Below are 20,517 nucleotides of genomic sequence, written 5' to 3' on the forward strand. Positions count from 1 at the left end.
GCTTGCATCGGCAATGAAATGCTCGACATGGCCGCTCAGGCCCGCGCGGCGTTGATGGCGCCGAACAGCGGCCCGGTCTCGGGGTACTGCCTGGCAAAGCCGGCCCAGAGCTTGGTTTCCATTTCCTTGCGCACCTGGTCGCGCTCGTTCCTGGCCATGGGCGTGAAGCTGATGCCGAGCTTCTTGAGCTCTTCCACCACCTGCTGCGTGCGCTCGTTGCCGATCTGGCGCTGCTGCAGCGTGGCGTCGGCCGCGGCCTTCAGGAAGGCCGGGCGCAGCGCGGCGGGCACGCGGTCCATGGCGCGCTTGCCGGCCACGCAGACCATGGGGCTGAACAGGTGCTCGGTCATCCAGCAGTGCTTGACCACCTCGTTGAGCTTGTTGGCCAGCACCGTGCCCGCGTCGTGCTCGAAGCCGTCGACCACGCCGGTCTGCGCCGCCATGTAGAGCTCGCCGAACGAGATGGGCGTGGGGATCGCGCCCATGATCTTGAAGGTCTCGATGAAGGCCGGCGTGGGCAGCACGCGCAGCTTCACGTTCTTCACGTCGGCCAGGCCCTTCACCGGCTGCTTGGTGTAGACGTTGCGCGCGCCGTAGTGCGCGCCCCAGGTGATGATCTGGCAGCCGGTGCTCTTCACCAGCATGTCGTTGAGCCTGGGGCCCACGCCCGCCTCCACCGCGCGCGACACGTGCTCGTAGCTGTCGAACAGGTAGCCCAGGTCGAGCATGCCGAGTTGCGGCGTCACCGTGGCCCAGATCGACGAGCCCGTGAGCATCATGTCGATCGAGCCCACCTTCACCTGCTGCACCACGTCGCTTTCCTTGCCGAGCTGGTTGTTCGGAAAGTAGTCGATGCGGATCTGCTCGCCCACCGCCTTCTTCAGGTTGGCCTGCATCAGCTGCGCCCACGCGAAGTGCGAGGAGTTGAGGTCGGCCACGTGGGACGACGACAGCCGCAGCGCCACGGTTTTCTCCTGCGCGAAACCGTACGGCGAAAAGCCCGCCGTGGCCGCGGCGAGCGACAGGGCGGACGATGCCTGGACGAAGCGGCGGCGTGAGAACGGGGTCGAAGGCGAAGCGGAAAGTGAAGTCGATGGCGAGGTCATTTCTTGTCTCCTGAGGATGGTCGGGTCGAGCGCCCGTCATGGCTGAGATGCTGGCTGAGCTGACTTGGTGGAACGATTTACTGTATCGATACACAAGAACACCGGCAATGCGCTTCCGATAGGTGTTTTCCTTCGTAAACGAGGTAAAGCCCGTGGCGTGCAAAGGCAGAATGGAAAAACCACAGGACGACGCATGACCCATCCCACACCCGAAGACGCGCGCAGCTACGCCATCGCGATGCACGGCGAGCAGAAGTACGGCGCGCACCCCTACGTGCACCACCTCGACGCGGTCGTCGCCCTCCTCCAGCCCTACGGCCGGACGGCGCAGGTCATCGGCTACCTGCACGACGTGGTGGAAGACACCGACGCCACGGTCTCGCAGGTGCAGGAGCGCTTCGGCGACCTCGTCGCACGCTGCGTGGCGCTGCTGACCGACGCGCCCGGCGCCAACCGCAAGGAGCGCAAGGCCAAGACCTATGCGGCGCTGGCCCAGGTCACGGGCGACGAGGAACTGGCGCTGGTGGTGAAGGCGGCCGACCGTCTCGCCAACGTGCGCGCCTGCGTGGCCGACGGCCACCGCACGCTGTGGGAGACGTACCGCGGCGAGCACCCGACCTTTCGCGCCGCCGCGTACCGCCCGGGGCAATGCGATCCGCTGTGGGCGGAACTCGACACCCTGCTCTCTGCCTCGCACGCGCCGGCATAGGCCGCGCGCGCCGGGTCAGGCGGTGTGCGTGTTCAACGGGTTGCGCGAGAACTTCATCACCCCGTCGTCCACCGGCCCGAAGCGCAGGCTCAACAGGTCGCGCGCGTAGTTCTGGTGCGCCCGCCACGGCGAGCGCGCGCCCTGCTTCGGAAACCGGGCCATCGCGCGCAGCACGTAGCCCGAAGTGAAGTCGAGCCACGGCTGCGGCTTCAGCGCGGGGTCGGTGTTGCGCGGCGTGCATTGGGTCCAACCGTGCTTTTCCATGTGGTTCAGCAGCCGGCAGACGTAAGCCGCGGTCAGGTCGCTCTTCAGCGTCCATGAGGCGTTCGTGTAGCCGAACGACGAGGCCAGGTTGGGCACGTCGCTGAACATCATTCCCTTGTAGTTGAAGATGCCCGCCGGGTCCACGCGGATGCCGTCCACGTCGAGCTGCACGCCGCCCAGCACCTGCAGTTCGAGCCCGGTGGCCGTCACCACCAGGTCGGCCTCCAGCTCGCGGCCCGACTTCAGCCGGATGCCGCGCGGCGTGAAGGTGTCGACGTGGTCCGTCACCATCGACGCGGTGCCTGCCTTGAGCGCGGCGACAGGTCGCCGTCGGGCACCACGCAGACGCGCTGGTCCCAGGGTTTGTAGCGCGGCGTGAAATGCGTGGCCACGTCGTAGCCCGGCCCCAGCGCCTGGCGCACCCCGCCCAGGATGAGCCGCTTCACGCGCTCGGGCCGGCTGCGCGCGAGCTTGAAGAAGAACATGCTCAGCAGCACGTTCTTCCAGCGCGTGAGGCCGTAGGCGAGCTTCGCGGGCAGCAGGCGGCGCAGCCGGTTGGCGATCGGGTCTTCGGCCGGACGCGCCACCACGTACGTGGGCGAGCGCTGCAGCAGCGTGACGTGCGCGGCCGTCTTCGCCAGCGCCGGCACCAGCGTCACGGCGGTGGCGCCGCTGCCGATGACCACCACGCGCTGGCCGCTCACGTCGAGCCCTTCGGGCCAGTGCTGCGGATGCACGATGCGACCAGTGTAGGCGGCGGTGCCCGCGAACTCCGGCGTGTAGCCCGCGTCGTAGCGGTAGTAGCCGCTGCACAGGAAGAGGAAGTTGCAGCGCAGCCGCACCGGCTGCCGGTCGCGGCCGTGCTCGGCGTCCACGGTCCAGCAGGCCTCGGGCGTCGACCACGAGGCGCGCAGCACGCGGTGGTTGAAGCGGATCTTCGCGTCGACGCCGTGCTGCGCGGCCGTCTCGCGCAGATAGCCGAGGATGGTGTGCCCGTCGGCGATCGACTTCGGCTGCGTCCACGGGCGAAACGCGTAGCCCAGCGTGTACATGTCGGAATCGGAGCGCACGCCCGGGTAGCGGAACAGGTCCCAGGTGCCGCCGCTGCGCTCGCGCCCCTCGAAAATGAGGTAGCTGCAGCCCGGACAGCTGGCCTGCAGGTGGCAGGCGGCGCCGATGCCGGAGAGACCGGCGCCGACGATCAGCACATCGACGTGTTGTTCTTCCTGCATCGACATGTCGTCTCCTTATGTCTTGCCCGGGCCTCCCGCCTTCGTCGGCTCCCTGGCGGCGGGAGCGCCGCGAATCATCCACCATGCGCTGGCCGCGCTCAATGCCGCCAGAGCGGCGCCCAGCAGCATCACCCACCGGAAGCCCGCCACGAACGACTCCGCCACCGCGCGCTTGAGCGCCGTGGCGGTGGCGGCGTCCACCCCCGGCGGCACCGCCGCGCCGGCCAGCTTGCTGCGCTCGCCCTCCAGGAACGCCGTCACCTGCGCCGACGCGCCCATGCCGCGCAGGTGCTCCGCCAGCGCCGTGTCGAAGGCCCAGGCCATGATCGCGCCGAACACCGCGATCGCCAAGACCGCCGCCGCGCGCGACACCGCGTTGTTCACGCCCGAGGCCACGCCGGCCTGCTCGGGCCCCACCGCGTTCATGACCGTGGTGGTGAGCGGCGCGATGGTCACCGCCATGCCCAGGCCCAGCACCACCACCGCGGGCAGGAAGCCGCTCCAGTAGCTGGCCCCCACGCCCGGCACCGCGAACAGCGCGAAGCCCGCGGCCGCGATCGACGGCCCCACCACCAGCGGCAGGCGCGGCCCGAAGCGGTCGACCAGCTGCCCGGCCCAGCGCGAGAGCGCGAACAGGATCAGCACGAACGGCAGCAGCGCCGCGCCCGCGACCGTGGCCGAGTAGCCCTGCACCTGGATCAGGTTGAGCGGAAAAAAGTACAGCCCGCCGCCCAGCGCCGCGTACAGCAGCAGCGTCAGCAGGTTGGCGCCGCTGAAGTTGCCGATGCGCAGCAGCGCGAGCGGCAGCATCGGCGCGCGCACCCGGCGCTCGGCCGCCACGAAGCCCAGGCTGCCGGCCACGCCGATGACCAGCGCCACGATCACCGCGGGCGAAGCCCAGCCCTGCGTCGGCGCCTCGATGAAGGCATAGACGATGCCGCCCAGCCCGGCCGTCGCCAGCAGCGCGCCCCACAGGTCGAGCCCGCCGCGGGCCGAGGCGCCGCGGCTTTCGGGCACATGGCGCCAGACGATCCACAGCACCAGCAGCGCCATCGGGATGTTGATGAGGAAGGCCCAGGTCCAGGAGAAGTGATCGACCAAGAAGCCGCCAAGCACCGGCCCGACCGCCGCGGTGATGCCGCTGAAGCCCGACCACGTGCCGATGGCCTTGCCGCGTTCCTTCTCGGGGAAGGAGGCGCTGATGAGCGCCAGGCTGCCCGGCACCAGCAGCGCGCCGCCGACGCCCTGCACCGCCCGCGCCGCAATCAGCTGGTGCACCGTGCCCGCGAGCGCGCAGCCCACGGAAGACAGCGCGAAGACGCCCACGCCGATCGCGAAGATGCGCCGCCGCCCGAAATGGTCGCCCAGCGCGCCGCCCACGAGCAGCAGCGCGGCCAGCAGCAAGGCGTACGACTCGACCACCCACTGGGCCTGGAAGGCGGTGGCCTTCAGGTCGGCCTGGATGGCGGGCAGCGCCACGTTGACCACCGTGCCGTCGATGAAGGCCATGCTCGAGCCCACGATGGCCGCGGCCAGCACCCAGGGCTTGGAGGCCTCGGGGCAAATGCCCTCTTCGGGCCTGGCACCGTGCAGGATCAGCGTGTCATCGCAGGGCGCCTTGCCGATCTGTGCCATGAAAGGTCTCCTTGGTCTCCCCGCTACGGATTCCGGTGCTGCTCCTTCCCCTTCTGGGGGAAGGTTGGCACGGGGGCTGCCCCGCACGATACGCCTTGCCTGTGCCAGCGCCGTCGTGCCCCCATCCCTGCCCTCCCCCAGCGGGGAAGGGAGAAAGTCAAAGCGTGCAGGCGGTCGCCGACGGATTCGCGCGCGCCGCGCTCACGCTGCGCGCCATCGCGGCGGCGGCCGCGGAGGTCACGCGCTGCGCGCCCTGCGCCACCGCGTCCATGCCGCTGCCCACGGCCTCGCCCAGGTTCAGCTGGCACACCACGGTGCGCGCGTCGTCCGAGCGGCGCAGCGTCCAGCTGAAGCTGGCGTCGACGCGTGCGCCGTCGACCGCGTCGAACTGCCGCAGCTGCACCGCGATGCGCCACACCGGCTGCGAGGTCTGCCGCCCGCCCTTGGTCACGTCGAGCGCGCCCAGGCGCCCGGCGATGCCGGCGGAGAGCGCGTCGCGCAGCTCGTTCTCGAACGACGAGGCCCAGCGGTGCTGCTCCAGCACCTCGACCTGCACGCTGCCGTTGGGCTGGCGCACCACCATCTGCGGGCGCGCGAAGCGCTCGGGCACGGCCACCGGCGCGAGCTCGATGTACAGCGGCGGCGCGCTGCCGCCGAGCGTGGACGGCGCGGCGTCGGCCGCGGCCACCGGGCTGGCGAGCGTGTAGTAGCTGTCGGGCTTGCTGGCGCAGCCCGCGAGCACGGCGAGCACGGCCAGCACGGCCGCCAGTCCGATGGGCGCGAGGAATGCAGGAGTCGTCTTCATTTCTTGTCGTCCGGTTTGCCGCGCAGCAGCGACTCGGGATGCCGCTCCAGGTAGTCGGTCAGCACGCGCACCGAGCCCGCGGCGCGCGTCAGTTCCTGCAGGGTCTGGCGCATGTCCTGCTGCAGCGGCGAGTCGTCGGCCAGCGTGCGCTCGGCCGTGTTCACGGTCTTGCGCACGTCCTTCATGGCCGCGGCCAGCTCGGGCGTGACGTCGCTGTTGATGCGGTTCACCGTCTGCTCGGCGGCCGCGAGCGTCTTGTTGAGCGAGGCCAGCGTGGTGCGCAGGTCGCCCGCGATCTGCTCGTAGGGAATCTTGTTGAGCTTGGTCGCGATTTCCTGCACCTGCGACTGGATCTCGTCGAGGCTGTTGGGCACGGTCGGCAGCTCGATCGGGTTCTTCGTCAGGTCGATCTTCGCGACCGCCGCCTTCGGGAAGAAGTCGAGCGCCACGTAGACCTGCCCGGTCAGCAGGTTGCCGTTGCGCAGCTGGGCGCGCAGGCCCTTCTCGGTCAGGAAGCGCAGGCGCTCCTGCTGGGTGAAGCGCGACTCGGGGGTGGCTGTGTTGCCGCTGCCTTCGCGGCGGCGCAGCCGGTCGGGGTAGACCTGCACCAGCACGGGCATGCGGAACTCGCGCTCGGCGCGGTCGAACTCCACGCCGATCGACTTGACCTCGCCGATCACCACGCCGCGGAAGTCGACCGGCGCGCCTGGTGTCAGGCCGCGCAGCGACTGGTTGAAGTACATCAGCAGGGTTTGCGAAGGGCCGTCGGGCTCCTTCATGGCGCCGGCCTCGTCCTGCGCCAGCGCGAAGGCGGCGTTCTCCTTGGCGACCGGCCCCATCACGTCGTCGGGCGCCCGGAAGGCGATGCCGCCCAGCAGGATGGTGGCCAGCGACTGCGTGCGCAGCGTGAAGCCGCTGGCGCTGAGCTGCGCGTCGATGCCGCTGGCCTGCCAGAAGCGCGTGTTCATGCCCACGAACTTGTCGTACGGCGCGTTGACGAACACGCGCATGGTCACGCCGCGCCCGTCGCCGTCGAGTTCGTAGGCGGCCACCTGGCCGACCTTGACGCGGCGGAAGTACACGGGCGAGCCCACGTCGAGCGAGCCGACGTCGGTGGCACGCAGCAGAAACTGCTTGCCCGAGTCGTCGCGCGTGACGGTGGGCGGCGTCTCCAGCCCGGTGAACTCGCCGGCCGTGTCCTTTGACACGCCCGGGTCGGCGCCGATGTAGGCGCCCGACAGCAAGGTGTTCAGCCCCGAGATGCCCGAGGTGTCCAGGCGCGGGCGCACCACCCAGAAGCGCGAGTCGGACGCGGTGAAGCTCTCGGCTTCCTTGTTGAACTGCACCAGCACGCGCACGTGCGAACGGTCGCGCGCCAGCCGCAGGTGGGTGACCAAGCCGATCTGCACGTCCTTGTACTTCACCGCGGTCTTGCCGGCCTCCAGGCCCTCGGCGGTCTTGAAGGTCAGCACCACCTCGGGGCCGCGCTCCAGGATGATGCGGGCCACCAGCGTGATGCCGACCAGCGCCGCCACGATGGGAATCAGCCAGATCAGCGAGGGCAGCCACTCGCGCCGGCGCACCACGCGCGGCCTGGGCAGCGCGGGCGGCGCCTGGGGTGCGGGCTGCGCCGCCGGGTCCTGGGGATGCTCGTCGTCACTCATGCTGGTTTCTCGTCCCTGTTTTCATGTCGCTGCCGCGAATTTTCCTGGCCCTGCCCCTGCGCCATGTCGTGCGCGAGGGCTTGCGCCTCCTTGCTGTCCCAGGTGAGCTTCGGGTCGAAGCTCAGCGAGGCCAGCATGGTCAGCACCACCACCGAGCCGAAGGCCGCGATGCCCACGCCCGCGGTGATCACCGCGAAGCCCTGGATCTGCACCAGCCCGGTCAGCAGCGACACCACGAACACGTCGAGCATCGACCAGCGGCCGATGATCTCGATGATGTGATACAGCTTCGCGCGCTCCCGCTGGCGCCAGGTGCTGCCGCGCTGCGCCAGCACCAACAGCAGGAAGAGCACCGCCAGCTTGAACAGCGGCACCAGGAAGCTCGCGATGAAGACGATGGCCGCCAGGCCCCAGGCGCCCGACACCCAGAAATAGATCACCCCGCTCAGGATGGTGTCGTACTGCGCGCCGAACAGCGTGCGCGTGATCATCACCGGCAGCATGTTGGCCGGGATGTACATCATGCAGGCCGCGATCAGGAAGGCCCAGGTGCGCGCCAGGCTCTGCGGCTTGCGCACGTGCAGGTGCGTGCCGCAGCGCCCGCAGGCGTCGCCCTCGCGCGCGTCCTTCCACACCGCGGCGCAATGCCGGCAGGCCATGAGGCCGAGCGAGGCCGAGGTGGCAACGGGGGCCTCCTCGTCGTCCTCATGGTCGTGGTGGCCGCGCAGGCGCAGGGCGTCGAACAGCTTCATGCCGCGGCCTTGTCGTCGCGGTCCGCGTCGTCTCCGTGGTCTCCATCATGCTGCTCGCGGAACTTCATCTCCCAGAACGCGCCCGGGTTGAACGACAGCACCGCCGTGAGCAGCACCGTGAGCGCCACGAAGGCCCAGAGCGCCGGGCCCGGCACCACCGTCGCCATGCTGCTGAGCTTGACGATGGCCACCAGCACCCCGAGCAGGAACACCTCGATCATTCCCCAGGGCCGCAGCGACTGCATGGCCCGCACCAGCAGCGCGAAGCCCACCGGGCGGCGTTCGCGGCTCAGCGGTACCAGCAGGTAGGCCAGGATGCACAGCTGCAGCAGCGGAAACAGGATGGTCGTGGCCAGCACCAGCAGCGCCACCAGCGACATGCCCTCGGCGCTCAGCGCCATCACCGCGCCGGCCAGCGTGGTCTGGCTGGTGAGGCCGCGCAGCTCGATCTCGACGATGGGAAACAGGTTCGCGATGGCGAACATGATCAGGCTGGCCACCGTCAGCGGAAGGATGCGGCGCTCCTGCTCGCCCGGGTGCCGGTCGAGCTCCGTGCCGCAGCGCGGGCAGCGCGCCACGTCGCGCGGGCGCAGCGGCGTGCGGCCGTAGACCGCATCGCACCCCGGGCAGACCACGGTGTCAGGTACTTCCTTCATAGGTGAGTACCCTAACTCATTCAGGCGCCGCGGCTTGTCGTCTTTAGACGCAGAGTACTGAAAACGGCTGCCACCGCGGCGCAGCTGGCGGCCAGCACCAGCGCCACCACCGGGCCGTGGCCGCCGTGCGGGCTCCAGAAGCTGAAGACGCCCGCCAGCACCACCGCGCCCAGCGTCTGGCCGGTGAGCCGGGCGGTGCCCAGCATGCCGCTGGCCGCACCGCTGCGGTGCGCCGGCGGCGAGGTCACGATGGTGTGGTTGTTCGGCGACTGGAACAGCCCGAAGCCCAGCCCGCACAGCGCCATGCGCCAGGCAATGTCGGCATTGCCCGGGTGCGCCGGCAGCGCCGCCAGCAGCGCCAGGCCGGCGGCCAGCAGGCCCAGGCCGATGCCGCCCAGCAGCCCGTCGGGGTAGCGGCCGATGAGCCGCCCGGCAATGGGCGCCATCACCACGATGGCCAGCGGCCAGGCCGTGATGAGCAGGCCGGCCTCGATGTGGCTGCGGCCGTACACCTCCAGCAACAGGAACGGCAAGGCGATGTAGGCCAGCATCTGCGCGCAGAACGCGGCCACCGAGGTGCTCATCGACAGCGCGAACACCGGAATGCGCAGCAGGTCGATCGGGAACAGCGGCACCGCCTGCTTGCGCTGGCGCAGCAGGTAGACGACGCCGACGGCCACGCCCGCCAGCAGGATGCCCCAGGCCGAGGCCTGCGAGCCGCCGGCGCCCTGCACCGGCCCTTCACGCACGCCCAGGCGGTCGACGCCCAGGAACACCAGCGAGAACATCAGGATGTTGAGCGTCACGTCGACCGGCGAGAACCGCAGCCCCGCCGCCGGCGCCACGCGGTTGAACGGCAGCGCCCGCATGCCCAGCGCGAAGGTGATGATGCCCAGCGGCACGTTGATGGCGAAGAGCCACGGCCACGAGGCCACCGACAGGATGGCCGCCGCCACCGACGGCCCGGCCACCGAGGAAGTGGCCACCACCAGCGAGTTGATGGCCATGCCCTTGCCCAGCTGCGACGACGGGTACGTGAGCCGCACCAGCGCCGCGTTCACGCTCATGATGCCGGCCGCGCCCAGGCCCTGGAACGCGCGCGCCGCGATCAGCGTGCCCAGCGAATTGGCGAAGGTGGCCGCCAGCGAGGACAGCGTGAACACCGCCATGCCCACCAGGTACACGCGCCGGTAGCCCACCAGGTCGCCCAGCGAGGCCAGCGGCAGCAGCATCACCAGCGTGGCGATCTGGTAGGCGTTGACCACCCAGATCGACTGCGACGCGCTGGCCTGCAGCTCGCGCGCGATGCCCGGCAGCGCCAGGTTGACGATGGTGCCGTCCAGCACCGCCACGATCAGCCCGAGGATGATGACCAGCATGGCCCATCCGCGCTCCGGCTGCGCGAGCCCGTCGATCGGCTTGGGCGGGTTGTTCTTGTCGCTGTCGTTGTCTTCGGCCGCCGGGAGCGTGGCGCCTGCGCGTAGCGTGTTCATCAGGCTTGCTGTTTCCTTCCTGCCTTGCGTGTGGGTTCGGAGCGCACGCGGCCCAGCGTGAGCCAGGTCAGCACGAGCGCGATCAGCGCGCCGGCGGCCATGCCGGCCACCATCGGCAGCGGACGGCCGTCGGTGAAGAAGCCCACCACCGCCATGGCCAGCGCGCCGGTGAGCATCTGCAGCGTGCCCAGCAGCGCCGAGGCCGTGCCGGCAATGGCGCCGTGCATCTCCAGCGCCAGCACGCCGGTGGTCGGGATCACCAGGCCCATGAAGCCGGAGGCGATGAAGTACAGGACGATCAGCACCCAGATGCTGTCGCCGCCCATCGCGAAGTACACGAACATCGCGACCATGGCCACGCCGCAGCACACCACGCCGAACTTGACCAGGTTGACCAGCCCGTAGCGCTCGCCCAGCGCGCCGGTGAACTGCGAGGCCGCGATGAAGGCGGCCGCGTTCACGCCGAAGGCCACGCTGTACGTGGCGGGCGACAGGCCGTAGTGGTCGATCATCACGAACGACGAATTCGCCAGGTAGGTGAAGAAGCCCGCCATCGCGAAGCTGCCGATGAACACCAGCCCGAGGTAGTGCGAGTCGCGCAGCAGCAGCCAGTAGGCCGCGAGCGCACTGCCCAGGCTGCTCTCCACGCGCTCGGAGGCCGGTCGCGTCTCCTCGAGCAGCTTGACCATCATGGCCAGGCCCGCCACGGCCGCGATGGTCACGGCCCAGAACACGCCGCGCCAGCCCGCGAAGGCGATCACCGCGCTGCCCGCGAGCGGCGCCAGAATGGGCGACACGCTGAACACCAGCATCAGCAGCGACATCAGCCGCGCCGCGTCGGTGCCGGTGTGCAGGTCGCGCACCACGGCACGCGGAATGGCCATGCCGGCCGCGGCGCCCAGGCCCTGCACGAAGCGCAGCACGATCAGCGTCTGGATGTCGGTGGCCATCGCGCAGCCCACGCTGGCCAGCGCGAACAGCACCAGGCCCGCATACAGCGGCGGCTTGCGCCCGACCATGTCGGACACCGGGCCGTAGAGCAGCTGGCCCGCGCCCAGCGACAGGAAGAACGCCGTGAGGCTCAGCTGCACCGCGCCGATGTCGGCGTGCAGGTTCTGTCCGATGGCCGGCAGCGCCGGCAGGTACATGTCGATGGCGAAAGGCCCGATGGCCGAGAGCAGGCCCAGCAGCAGGGCCATCTTGAAGAAGGGGGAAGAACGCATTGGCCCGATTGTCGCCAAGGGCGGCGATCGGTGCAGGCGTGGGGTCTGCACCGCCCTCGCCGCTCACACGATGAGCCGCGCGCTAATTCTGTTCGAAGAATTGCGCCGCGCGAGGCGGTAGAGCGCTGGCGCGAGCCAGGACGGCGCCGTCGCGATGTGTAGCTTCGACCTACTTTCCGGCCGGCCAGAACACCAGCGCGCGCAGCTCGATGCTGCGGCGTGCCGGTGCCTCGCGCGCGCCGGTGGGGTCTTCGAACGCGGTGTGGGCCGACCAGTGGGCAACGTCCTCGCGCGAATCGAAGACCTTCAGCAGCAGCGCCTCGTCGGGCCGCAGCCGCGGGAACCAGTACCAGCGGTGCTCCGGGTTCCAGGTGAACGAACAGGTCTCGCCCACCCGGTCGGGGTAGACCAGGTCGCTGGGCGCCAGGTCTGCGGGTGCGATGGAGCGCGCGTCGCACAGCGCCAGCGGCAGCCGCTCGACCGTGGCCAGCGGGCGCCACAGGTTGACGATCGCCCAGCGGTGCTTCAGCCGCTCCTCGGCCTCCTCGGGCGGCAGGTGGGCGTGCACGCGGCGCGGCGCGGAGACGGTGGTCTGGTCGTTGTGCACGCGGCGCACCGGCTCGCGCAGCTCGGCCGTGCGGCGCGAGCCCTGCGCGCTGTCGCGCAGCGTGTGGTCGAACACCACGATCTTCTCGGCGCCGGTCACGTCGCGCAGCAGCGCCTCGGCCTCGCGGTAGTAGATGTCGCGGATCGTGCCGTCGTGCGAGAAGTCGGCCACCACGCTGCGGTGCGAAATCTGCGTGAAGCCGCTGCGGTCGAGCGTCAGCTCGTTCAGCGCCACCAGCGGGCGCCCGTCGCGGATGGTCACGCGGCGCGCCTCGAGTTCGCCCGTGACCCAGGGCGTGCCCGGCGGCGGCTCGAAGGTGTAGCTCACCGGCCTGCCCTGCCCCGGCTTCAGGTAGTTGAGCTCCGCCTCCACGGACGGCAGCGTCGCGGCCAGCATGTGGCCATTCGATCCGGCGCTCATGCGGCGCGCCCCCTCGAGATTCCCTGCAATGCGCTCACGGTCAAGACAGCTCCTTGAGTTGAATACGAAGGCTATACCTGCGCCCCGCGCGGCGGAACTGCGCGAAAGCGATAACCTTATTCGGCGCAGGTCGGTGCCCGGCGCCGCTTGACGCCGCGGCGCGCTTCACTCCAATCCGCTCCACTCGCCGCGCGCCACCCGCGCTACGCTATCGCCTTCCCGGACCGCCCGACAACAACACACAGCAGCCGCTTTCCAGGAGAAGCACTTCATGGCCATCGCCCGCACCACGGTCCATCGCGACCTCTTGCGCGTCTTCGTTCTCACGCTCGTCTCGCTGTTCGCCATTCCGGCGGCCACGCTCGCCTTCACCGAATACGCATTGCGTTCTCAGGACGCGGGCTTCCTGCAATCGGTGGAAAAGCGCATTGCCGCCAACACCCGCATGTCGGCCGAAGACAAGGCCGGCACGCTCGAGTTCTACCGCGGCCACCCGCTCTCCAAGGCCTGCGACGCCACCGCGCCGGAAGACAGGGACTTCCACGACAAGGTGTGCAGCCCGTACGCGATGCAGTGGCAGTTCCACTGGGCCGACCGCGCCGCGATCTGGACCATTGGCCTCGGCGCGGCGCTGCTCGCGGCGGCGCTGGTGCTGGGCGCGCTGGCCTTTGCCAACCGCGGCCTGCGCTACGCCAGCTTCGTGGCCGGCTGGCGGCTCATGACCGTATCGAGCGCGGTCGAGGTCGTTTTGCAGAGCGCGATGCTGGTGTGGCTGTCGTTCTGGCTCACCGCGTTCTTCTGGCACAGCTACTACATCAAGCTCATCGCGCTGGCCGGCATCGCGGCCGGCGCGGCGGTGTTCTACGCCATCTACACGCTGTTCAAGAAGCTGCCCTCGGGCAACGAGATCGAGGGCGAGCTCATCGCGCAGGCCGACGCGCCGCGCCTGTGGGAACGCATCCGCCAGCTGGCCGGCCGCGTGAAGACCGCGCCGCCCGACCAGATCGTGGCCGGCATCGACACCAACTTCTTCGTGACCGAGGCCCCGTGCGAGGTGCGCGGCCAGGCGCTGCACGGCCGCACGCTGTTCGTGAGCATTCCGCTGCTGCGCGTGCTCGACCAGACCGAGGCCGACGCGGTGCTCGCGCACGAGCTGGCCCACCTGGGCGGCGGCGACACGCGCAGCAGCGCGGCGCTCGGCCCCAAGCTGCTGCAGTTCGACCAGTACACCTGGAAGATGCGCGGCGGCGGCCTCACCATCGTCGCGCATTACCTGCTGCGGCTGTACCGCATGATCTTCGCCTTCGCGCTGGCGCGCGACAGCCGCGAGCGCGAATACAAGGCCGACCGCGTGGCCGCCGGCCTCACCGCGCCGCATGCCATCGTGCAGTCGCTCATCAAGATCTCGGCCTATGCCAGCTACCGCAACGACGTGGAGCGCCAGCTGTTCGCACAGAACCGCGAGCACGACGGCGCGCTCGGCATCGCCGGTTTCGTGGCCGACGGCCTGCCGCCCTATGCGCGCTCCGCGGCGTTCATCGAGGCCATGAAGACCGCCGACGTGCCGCACCCTTACGACACCCACCCGCCGCTGCTGGAGCGCATGCGCAACGTCGGCCACCATGTGGCCGAGAGCGGCTACGGCACCATCGTCGCGACCGCGCCGCAGGCTTCGTGGGCCGACGAAATCGAGACCGCCCGCGCCATCGAAGGCCGCCTGTGGAGCGACTACGAGCAGCGCTTCGTGCAGAACCACGAGCTGAGCCTGGCCTACCGCTACGAGCCGGCCACCGAGGAAGAGCGCGCGGTGGTGCTGCGGCACTTCCCGCCGGTCGGCTTCGCACTGAAGAACGGCAACCGCATCGACGTGAGCTACGCCGGGCTGCACCCGAGCGCGGACGGCAGCTCGACCATTGCCTGGGACGAGGTCAAGGGCCTGGCCTACAAGGACAGCAGCTTCGGCGACACCCTCGTCGTGACCCACCACGACAAGGGCATGCTGGGCGCGCGCACCACCAAGGTGAAGCTCGCGGGCCTCGGCAAGCAGAAGGAGAACTTCAAGGCCGCCGCCGGGCACTACTGGCAGCGCCACCAGATCATGCGGGCGCAGCAACGGCAACCGCCGGCCGCGCCCGACGATGCGTCTTCCGATTAGAGAACCCCCGCGTTGACTCAAGAGAAAAATCCGCCCTCCCCGATGCCCCAGGCGCTGCACACGCTCATCCTCTACGCGCGCGACATGCGCGCCACCGCCGAGTTCTATTGCGCGCACTTCGGTTTCATGTCGAGCCTGGAGGTGGTCGAGGGCCTGATCGAGCTCGAGCCGACGGGCGGCGGCACCCACCTGCTGATCCACCAGGCCGCCAAGAGCGTGAAGCTCGGCCAGGTCGGCGTGAAGCTGATGTTCGACGTCCAGGACATCGAAGGCTTCAGGCAGAAGGCCGCGGCGCAGGGGCTGGCGTTCGGGCCCACGCACCAGGCCAACGGCTATGCGTTCGCCAATGCGAAGGATCCGGACGGGAACCCGGTGGCCATCTCGAGCCGCGCGTTCCGGCAGTGAACCTGCCCCTGTCCGCCGGCGTGCCGAAGGCAGTGCCGGCATTGGCCAAGAAGATGTCCAGCCCGCCCCGGGACGGCTCGGCCAGCGGTGACGAGGGTGGTTTTTCCTGCGAGCGAGAACATGGGAATCCGGGGCTGGAAGCGAAGAGGCCGCCATGACCGAGGCGGCCCGCCGCGGGCGCCAGGCAGATAACTTGGGGCGGCCGGGAGGAAATTCTTTGCCGTCTCGAAGCCTGTGAACTATTTCACGCGAAAAGCGTAAGCAGTCGTCATCTGAATGTGTCCCAGGCTCGTTTTACGAGGGCGCCCGTTGAAAGACGCACTCCTCAACCTCGATGCCATTGCTTAGAAAGAATCACATGAAGACCAAGCAGCTCATCCTCTCGACCGTTCTCGCTTTCGCCGGCCTCGCCGTGCTGGCCCCCAGCATTGCCTCGGCAGCGCCCAACCACCGTTCGCACAAGGTGTGCAAGTGGGACGCGCGCCACCACCACCGCGTGTGCCACTGGGTGCGTTGATCGCCCCGGCAGCCACCACCACAAAGCCCGCGCCAGCGGGCTTTTTCAATACAGGGTCGCGCGCTGGCGCGCGGCCAGTTCGCGGTCGTAAGTGGTTCCGTCGAAGGCCGATTCGGTCAGCGCGGACAGGATCGCCCCCGGCGTCGGCACCTCGCGCTTCGCGTCCACCGGCAGCGGCGCCCACAGCTTGGAACGCTGGATCGCGCGGGCACACTGGAAGAACACCGTCTCCACCTCGATGCGGATCACGCACTGCGGCGGCTTGCCGTCCATCGCGAAGCGCGCCAGCAACTCCGGCTCTGCGGTGATCCGCGCCCTGCCGTTCACACGCAAGGTTTCGCCCACGCCCGGGATCAGGAACAGCAGCGCCACGCGCGGGTCGGCCATGATGTTGCGCAGGCTGTCGATGCGGTTGTTGCCGCGGCGCTCGGGCATCAGCAGCGTCTTCTCGTCCTGCACCGCGACGAAGCCCGGCGGGTCGCCGCGCGGAGACACGTCGAGCCCGCCGGGGCCGAGCGTGGCCAGCGCCGCGAAGGGCGACGCGGCAATCAGCGCCTGGTACGACGGGTGCAGGTACGGCACTTCCTTCTTCAGCGAAGCGTCGCCGGGCTGGCCGAACAGGGCTTCGAGCTGGGCGACGGTGTCGATGGCGTAAGGCGTGGTCATGGTGGTGGCAGCGGTGGCGGTGGCTTCTGGATGGCGATGGGAATGTAGTCGGCGGGTCAGTCTGAAGGTCAGTTGGCCGTGCGCGGCGCGTCCGTGGCGGGCGCCGCATTCCAGCCGCAGGCCAGCGCGCTCGCGGCCAGCAGCAGCGCGGCCACGCCGTAGATCCACGGCGGCGAGGCCACGGGCAGCAACAGGCCGGCCATCAACGGCCCGGTGCCCGCGCCGATGTCGCGCCACACCGAGCGCGCGGCCAGCGCCTGCACCCGCTCGGGGCCGGGCGTGCGGCGCGCCACGATGGGCGGCAGCAAGGGCAGCTGCAAGGCGCGCAGCACCACGATCAGCGCCGCGCAGCTCCACAGCCAGCCAAGGCCGAAGCCCACCAGCGCGACGGCCGTGACCAGCGACAGGCCCACCAGCAGCCGCTCCGCGCCGAAGCGCTCCGCCATGTGCCCGCCGGCCGGGCTCAGCAGGATCTCCGCGAGGTAGCGCAGCGCCATCAGCACGCCGGCCACGATCACCGCGCCGCCGGGCATCAGGTCCTTGCCCAGGTACGACAGGCCGACGATGAAGAGCCCGTCGAGCGCCAGCCCTTCCATGAACGACCAGCTGTCCAGGCTGTTGGGCCACTTGAAACGCCGCGTGGGCTTGCCCACCGGGTGCGGCGCCGCGGGCAGGCGCCGCGTGACGAACCACGCGAGCAGCGAGAACACCGCGAGGATGCCGAAGATGGCGCGCGGCCCGCTCCAGTGCGCCAGCAGCGCGCCCAGCGGCAGCGCCAGCACCGGCCCCATCGCGATGAAGGCGCGCGAGCGTCCGTTGCGCCGCGCGGCGCCCACGGGGTCGGCCGTGGCCAGTGCCTGCGTCGACAGGTTCAGCGCCGCGAAGCACAGGCCCCATGTGAGCCGCAGCGGCAGCAGCGCCCAGAAACCGGAGAGCGTGGCATAGCCGAGACCGCAGGCGGCCGCCGCCAGCACGGCGATCGTGCAGGTCAGCCGGTCGCCATGGCGTGCGTAGAAACGCGCCACATGGCCGTAGCCCGCAATGCGCACCAGCCGGTTGGCCGCGAGCAGCATGCCGGCCTCGGCCAGCGTCACGCCGAACTGGCTCGCGTACATCGGCAACAGCAGGTAGAGCACCACGTCGGCCGGCAGCGAGAGGCCGAGGGCCATCGCCGCGTGGCGGGAATTCAGGTCGGTGCGATCTGCGAGATTGGTGAGATTGGCCGCCGAGGCGGCCGGAGGGGAAGAGGTGCGTGACATCGAGCGCCGATGGTGCGCCGCGCCCTGCCCCGCCGACAAACGACATTAACGTGCGTCATGCGTGAGAAAATTGCACGCATGCCGTCCAGAGAACCGCCCCTGAACGCCGTGCGTGCCTTTGCCGCCGCGGCCCGCCACCTGAGCTTCACGCGCGCCGCGCTCGAGTTGCATGTGACGCACAGCGCGGTGAGCCGGCAGATCAAGAGCCTCGAAGAGTTCCTGGGCGTGGCGCTGTTCGAGCGGCGCGTGCGGCAGGTCTCGCTGACGGCCGAGGGGCAGCAGTTCTTCGCCGAAGTGGAGCCGGCGCTTTCGCAGATCAACGCGGCGGCGCAGGCGCTTCAGGCACAGGGGCCGGCCCCCGCGGTGCGGATCAACGTGCGGCCTTCGTTCGCGGTGCGCTGGCTCATTCCGCGCCTGCCCTCCTTCGTCGAGCGCTTTCCGGACATCGAGCCGCAGGTGGTCACCAGCACCGTGATGCCCGAGCAGGCTATCGGCGGCTTCGACAGCTTCGACATCGCGGTGCGCCGCGGGCTCGACGGCTGGCCGCCTTCCATCAAGGTGCGGCCATTCCTGAAAGACGAAGTGCTCGTGGTCGGCGCGCCGGCGCTCTTCAGGACGCACCCGCTCGCGGACCTTCGCGCGCTCGCCTCGCACGTGCTGCTGTCGGCCCGGACGCGCAAGGACGACTGGGACGCGTGGAAGAAGCAGTTCGGCGCGCCGCGCACCCGGCCCGCCGGCCGTCTGCAGTTCGACCACCTGCATTTCGTGCTGCAGGCAGCGGTCGACGGGCTGGGCATCGCGCTGGCGCCGACCTCGCTGGTGGCGCACGACCTGGCTTCGGGCCGCCTGCAGTCGCCGCTGCCCACGCTGCGCATGGCGCTCGATCGCTACTACTACGGCCTGGCGCCTAGCGCCGCCCCGGAGGCCGCGTACGTGGCGGAGTGGTTCGAGCAGATGCGTGCAGAGAGCGTTTGAAGAGCGACCCGCCGCTCAATCGAGCAGCGACCGGATCACCTCCGCCACGCCCACCCTGCCCTTGCGCACGCTCGCATCGGCGCTCTCGAAGCGGATCCACCCTTCGTTGAACCCGTCGAGCATCTGGATGCGCGGCACCGGGTCGCGCATGCCCTGCGCGCGAAAGATGGCGCCCCAGGTCTCGCGCGGCACCGCCTCGGCGCGCACCGGCCGGCCCAGCACCTGCGCGAGCGCATCGGCCACCGCATGTTGCGTGAGCCGCTCGGGCCCTTCGAGCTCGACGACTCGCGGCACCTCGCCCGGCTGCACCAGCAGCTCGGCGGCGACCCGCCCCACATCGGCCGTCGCAACCATCGGAACGGCGCGATCGAGCGGCTGCAGGTAGCTCGACAGCACGCCCTGCGTCCGCGCCTGCGCGATGTCCCAGCGCAGGTTCTCGAGGAACCACGCGGGCCGCAGGAAGCTGACCGGGAACGGCAGCGTGCGCAACGCCTCTTCCATCAGCGTGCGCTGGCTCAGCAGGTTGGGCTGCGCCGCCTGCGCGCCGACGGTCGACATGCACACCACGCGCGGCGGACGCGCCGCATCGAGCGCCTGGCGCACCGCGGCGTTCTCGGCCCGCGCCTCTGGGAAGCCGGGCTCCGGATCGAAGTTCGGCGGCGGCAGCACGAAGACGCCCTTCGTGCCAGCGAAGGCACGCGCCAGTGCCTGCGCGTCGTTCATCTCGGCCAGGGCGACTTCGCAGCCGCGTTCGGCCCAGGCCCGGCCCTTGTCCGCGTCGCGAACGACCGCGCGAACGGCCTGGCCCGCCGACAGCAAGACGCGCGCAACGGCGCCTCCGACCTGGCCTGTGATTCCGGTGATGGCGTACATGAGGTTTTTTCCTTTGTTCACTTGAAGGGAGCGAATCGTAGGAACGCCTCATCTTTGAGTAAAGCGACCCCAAGGCATATCATTCATGACACCTGATCACGAATGGGTGAAGAACAGGAAATGACACTCGACGGACGCCTTCTCTCCAACGTCAGCGTGCTGGCCGCCGTGGTCGAAGGCGGCAGCTTCGCCAGCGCCGCCACCGCGCTCGGCCTCACACCTTCCGGCGTGAGCCGCGCCATCGCACGGCTCGAGGGCCGCATCGGCGTGAGGCTGTTCGACCGCACGACGCGTTCGCTCAACCTCACCGACGAAGGCCGGCTGCTCTACGCCAACATCAACCCGCTGGTGCTCGGCATCGAGGACGCGGTGACCATCGCCTCGGGCTCGTCCGGCGCGGTGCGCGGCCGGTTGCGCGTGAACACCGACGCCTTCACGTCACGCTTGCTGCTGGCACGGCACCTGCCGCGCTTTCTTGCGCAGCACCCCGAGCTCACGCTCGAGCTGATTGCGCGCGAACAGCTCGGCGACCTGGTGGCCGAGGGCTTCGACATTGCCGTGCGCTTCGGCGAGCCGCCGTCGTCGTCGCTGGTGGCACGCAAGCTGATGGACTCGCGCGTGGTCACCGTGGCCACGCCTGCCTATGTCGCGCGGCACGGGCGGCCCGCGAAACCGGCCGACCTTGCCGGCCATGCCTGCCTGCAGGTGCGCAACCCCGTCACGGGCCAGCCCTTCGGCTGGGAGTTCCAGCGCGGGCGCAAGCTGCTCAAGGTGCCCACCGCGGGGCGGCTGCTGTTGAGCGACCCCGGCACCATTCTCGAGACCACGCTGGCGGGCATCTGCGTGGCGCAGATCAAGGCGGTGGGCATCCAGCCGTTGCTCGACCGCGGCGCGCTGATGGATCTTTTTCCGGACTGGCCCGGCGAGCGGATTCCGCTGTATGCGCTCTATCCATCGCGGCACCTGCCGGCCGCGAAGGTGCGCGCGTTCATCGACTTCGTGAGGGAGGTCGTCGCTCCCGCCCCTGCACCGGCCCCTGTTCCCGCCCCTTCTCCCGCTCCCGCCGCAAAGTCGAAGCCACGGCGCTGACGGCGCTGACGG

General features: G+C 69.9%; 18 protein-coding genes and 1 pseudogene. 6 read left to right on the forward strand and 13 right to left on the reverse strand.

Annotation, left to right across the window (positions count from 1 at the left end; all coding sequences use genetic code 11):
- Window positions 1-35: 35 nt before the first annotated feature.
- Window positions 36-1,106: a TRAP transporter substrate-binding protein gene (locus tag BM004_RS12980; RefSeq protein WP_093213786.1), complete on the reverse strand. Its 1,071-nt coding sequence runs from the start codon at window positions 1,104-1,106 to the stop codon at window positions 36-38.
- 193 nt (window positions 1,107-1,299) lie between these two features.
- Here BM004_RS12980 and BM004_RS12985 point away from each other — a divergent pair, with 193 nt between their 5' ends.
- On the forward strand, window positions 1,300-1,815 hold the full coding sequence (locus BM004_RS12985; RefSeq protein WP_093213789.1) for an HD domain-containing protein: 516 nt from the start codon (window positions 1,300-1,302) through the stop codon (window positions 1,813-1,815).
- 15 nt (window positions 1,816-1,830) lie between these two features.
- Here the strand turns inward: BM004_RS12985 and BM004_RS12990 are convergent.
- The 9 genes and pseudogenes from BM004_RS12990 to BM004_RS13030 form a co-directional block, all read right to left on the reverse strand.
- Window positions 1,831-3,317: pseudogene (locus tag BM004_RS12990) on the reverse strand (flavin-containing monooxygenase).
- A 9-nt stretch (window positions 3,318-3,326) separates the two neighbouring features.
- Complete coding sequence (locus BM004_RS12995; RefSeq protein WP_093213791.1) at window positions 3,327-4,946, reverse strand: MFS transporter; 1,620 nt, start codon at window positions 4,944-4,946, stop codon at window positions 3,327-3,329.
- Window positions 4,947-5,103: 157 nt separating this feature from the next.
- Window positions 5,104-5,751, reverse strand: coding sequence for a PqiC family protein (locus BM004_RS13000; RefSeq protein ID WP_093121741.1), 648 nt, complete (start codon window positions 5,749-5,751; stop codon window positions 5,104-5,106).
- The gene (locus BM004_RS13005; RefSeq protein ID WP_093213794.1) at window positions 5,748-7,415 is read right to left on the reverse strand and encodes a PqiB family protein; all 1,668 of its coding nucleotides are present in this window, start codon (window positions 7,413-7,415) and stop codon (window positions 5,748-5,750) included. Before BM004_RS13005 ends, BM004_RS13000 begins: the two co-directional genes overlap by 4 nt.
- Complete coding sequence (locus BM004_RS13010) at window positions 7,412-8,167, reverse strand: paraquat-inducible protein A (RefSeq protein WP_256219878.1); 756 nt, start codon at window positions 8,165-8,167, stop codon at window positions 7,412-7,414. Before BM004_RS13010 ends, BM004_RS13005 begins: the two co-directional genes overlap by 4 nt.
- Window positions 8,164-8,823: a paraquat-inducible protein A gene (locus tag BM004_RS13015; protein ID WP_093213796.1), complete on the reverse strand. Its 660-nt coding sequence runs from the start codon at window positions 8,821-8,823 to the stop codon at window positions 8,164-8,166. Before BM004_RS13015 ends, BM004_RS13010 begins: the two co-directional genes overlap by 4 nt.
- A gap of 20 nt (window positions 8,824-8,843) precedes the next feature.
- Entirely contained in the window at window positions 8,844-10,316 is a 1,473-nt protein-coding gene (locus BM004_RS13020; RefSeq protein WP_177206494.1) for an MFS transporter, read from the reverse strand.
- Complete coding sequence (locus BM004_RS13025; RefSeq protein WP_177206495.1) at window positions 10,316-11,539, reverse strand: multidrug effflux MFS transporter; 1,224 nt, start codon at window positions 11,537-11,539, stop codon at window positions 10,316-10,318. The genes BM004_RS13020 and BM004_RS13025 overlap by 1 nt, the downstream gene beginning before the upstream one ends.
- Before the next feature lie 169 nt (window positions 11,540-11,708).
- Window positions 11,709-12,566 (reverse strand): CmcJ/NvfI family oxidoreductase, encoded by an 858-nt coding sequence (locus BM004_RS13030; protein ID WP_093213802.1) that lies wholly within the window; start codon window positions 12,564-12,566, stop codon window positions 11,709-11,711.
- A 271-nt stretch (window positions 12,567-12,837) separates the two neighbouring features.
- On the opposite strand from BM004_RS13030, the gene BM004_RS13035 reads away from it, so the two are divergent.
- The 3 genes from BM004_RS13035 (at window position 12,838) to BM004_RS41410 (ending at window position 15,643) form a co-directional block, all read left to right on the forward strand.
- Window positions 12,838-14,721 carry a M48 family metallopeptidase gene (locus BM004_RS13035; RefSeq protein WP_093213805.1) on the forward strand — a complete coding sequence of 628 codons (1,884 nt, stop codon included), beginning with the start codon at window positions 12,838-12,840 and terminating at the stop codon, window positions 14,719-14,721.
- A gap of 42 nt (window positions 14,722-14,763) precedes the next feature.
- A complete protein-coding gene (locus BM004_RS13040; RefSeq protein WP_093213808.1) occupies window positions 14,764-15,126 on the forward strand; it encodes a VOC family protein in 363 nt (120 codons plus the stop codon).
- 358 nt (window positions 15,127-15,484) lie between these two features.
- Entirely contained in the window at window positions 15,485-15,643 is a 159-nt protein-coding gene (locus tag BM004_RS41410; protein WP_177206496.1) for an HHHH-motif protein, read from the forward strand.
- 45 nt (window positions 15,644-15,688) lie between these two features.
- Here BM004_RS41410 and BM004_RS13045 read toward each other — a convergent pair whose 3' ends face one another.
- Both BM004_RS13045 and BM004_RS13050 read right to left on the reverse strand, forming a co-directional pair.
- Entirely contained in the window at window positions 15,689-16,309 is a 621-nt protein-coding gene (locus BM004_RS13045) for a pyridoxamine 5'-phosphate oxidase family protein (RefSeq protein ID WP_093213810.1), read from the reverse strand.
- 68 nt (window positions 16,310-16,377) lie between these two features.
- The gene (locus BM004_RS13050) at window positions 16,378-17,568 is read right to left on the reverse strand and encodes an MFS transporter (protein WP_256219879.1); all 1,191 of its coding nucleotides are present in this window, start codon (window positions 17,566-17,568) and stop codon (window positions 16,378-16,380) included.
- A gap of 78 nt (window positions 17,569-17,646) precedes the next feature.
- Between BM004_RS13050 and BM004_RS13055 the strand changes: the two genes are divergently transcribed.
- Complete coding sequence (locus tag BM004_RS13055; protein WP_093213813.1) at window positions 17,647-18,543, forward strand: LysR substrate-binding domain-containing protein; 897 nt, start codon at window positions 17,647-17,649, stop codon at window positions 18,541-18,543.
- A 15-nt stretch (window positions 18,544-18,558) separates the two neighbouring features.
- On the opposite strand, the gene BM004_RS13060 is transcribed toward BM004_RS13055, so the two are convergent.
- Complete coding sequence (locus BM004_RS13060; RefSeq protein WP_093213816.1) at window positions 18,559-19,416, reverse strand: NmrA family NAD(P)-binding protein; 858 nt, start codon at window positions 19,414-19,416, stop codon at window positions 18,559-18,561.
- Between the two features lie 120 nt (window positions 19,417-19,536).
- On the opposite strand from BM004_RS13060, the gene BM004_RS13065 reads away from it, so the two are divergent.
- Window positions 19,537-20,505, forward strand: coding sequence for a LysR family transcriptional regulator (locus BM004_RS13065; protein WP_093214117.1), 969 nt, complete (start codon window positions 19,537-19,539; stop codon window positions 20,503-20,505).
- Window positions 20,506-20,517: the final 12 nt, after the last annotated feature.

The organism is Variovorax sp. OK212 (assembly GCF_900112425.1).
Taxonomy (GTDB): domain Bacteria; phylum Pseudomonadota; class Gammaproteobacteria; order Burkholderiales; family Burkholderiaceae_C; genus Variovorax.

What these genes read in the sequence shown, in the direction of transcription:
- BM004_RS12980 (WP_093213786.1), bottom strand. Translation starts at nt 1,106, where the DNA reads ATGACCTCGCCATCGACTTCACTTTCCGCTTCGCCTTCGACCCCGTTC.
- BM004_RS12985 (WP_093213789.1), top strand. Translation starts at nt 1,300, where the DNA reads ATGACCCATCCCACACCCGAAGACGCGCGCAGCTACGCCATCGCGATG.
- BM004_RS12995 (WP_093213791.1), bottom strand. Translation starts at nt 4,946, where the DNA reads ATGGCACAGATCGGCAAGGCGCCCTGCGATGACACGCTGATCCTGCAC.
- BM004_RS13000 (WP_093121741.1), bottom strand. Translation starts at nt 5,751, where the DNA reads ATGAAGACGACTCCTGCATTCCTCGCGCCCATCGGACTGGCGGCCGTG.
- BM004_RS13005 (WP_093213794.1), bottom strand. Translation starts at nt 7,415, where the DNA reads ATGAGTGACGACGAGCATCCCCAGGACCCGGCGGCGCAGCCCGCACCC.
- BM004_RS13010 (WP_256219878.1), bottom strand. Translation starts at nt 8,167, where the DNA reads ATGAAGCTGTTCGACGCCCTGCGCCTGCGCGGCCACCACGACCATGAG.
- BM004_RS13015 (WP_093213796.1), bottom strand. Translation starts at nt 8,823, where the DNA reads ATGAAGGAAGTACCTGACACCGTGGTCTGCCCGGGGTGCGATGCGGTC.
- BM004_RS13020 (WP_177206494.1), bottom strand. Translation starts at nt 10,316, where the DNA reads ATGAACACGCTACGCGCAGGCGCCACGCTCCCGGCGGCCGAAGACAAC.
- BM004_RS13025 (WP_177206495.1), bottom strand. Translation starts at nt 11,539, where the DNA reads ATGCGTTCTTCCCCCTTCTTCAAGATGGCCCTGCTGCTGGGCCTGCTC.
- BM004_RS13030 (WP_093213802.1), bottom strand. Translation starts at nt 12,566, where the DNA reads ATGAGCGCCGGATCGAATGGCCACATGCTGGCCGCGACGCTGCCGTCC.
- BM004_RS13035 (WP_093213805.1), top strand. Translation starts at nt 12,838, where the DNA reads ATGGCCATCGCCCGCACCACGGTCCATCGCGACCTCTTGCGCGTCTTC.
- BM004_RS13040 (WP_093213808.1), top strand. Translation starts at nt 14,764, where the DNA reads ATGCCCCAGGCGCTGCACACGCTCATCCTCTACGCGCGCGACATGCGC.
- BM004_RS41410 (WP_177206496.1), top strand. Translation starts at nt 15,485, where the DNA reads ATGAAGACCAAGCAGCTCATCCTCTCGACCGTTCTCGCTTTCGCCGGC.
- BM004_RS13045 (WP_093213810.1), bottom strand. Translation starts at nt 16,309, where the DNA reads ATGACCACGCCTTACGCCATCGACACCGTCGCCCAGCTCGAAGCCCTG.
- BM004_RS13050 (WP_256219879.1), bottom strand. Translation starts at nt 17,568, where the DNA reads ATGTCACGCACCTCTTCCCCTCCGGCCGCCTCGGCGGCCAATCTCACC.
- BM004_RS13055 (WP_093213813.1), top strand. Translation starts at nt 17,647, where the DNA reads ATGCCGTCCAGAGAACCGCCCCTGAACGCCGTGCGTGCCTTTGCCGCC.
- BM004_RS13060 (WP_093213816.1), bottom strand. Translation starts at nt 19,416, where the DNA reads ATGTACGCCATCACCGGAATCACAGGCCAGGTCGGAGGCGCCGTTGCG.
- BM004_RS13065 (WP_093214117.1), top strand. Translation starts at nt 19,537, where the DNA reads ATGACACTCGACGGACGCCTTCTCTCCAACGTCAGCGTGCTGGCCGCC.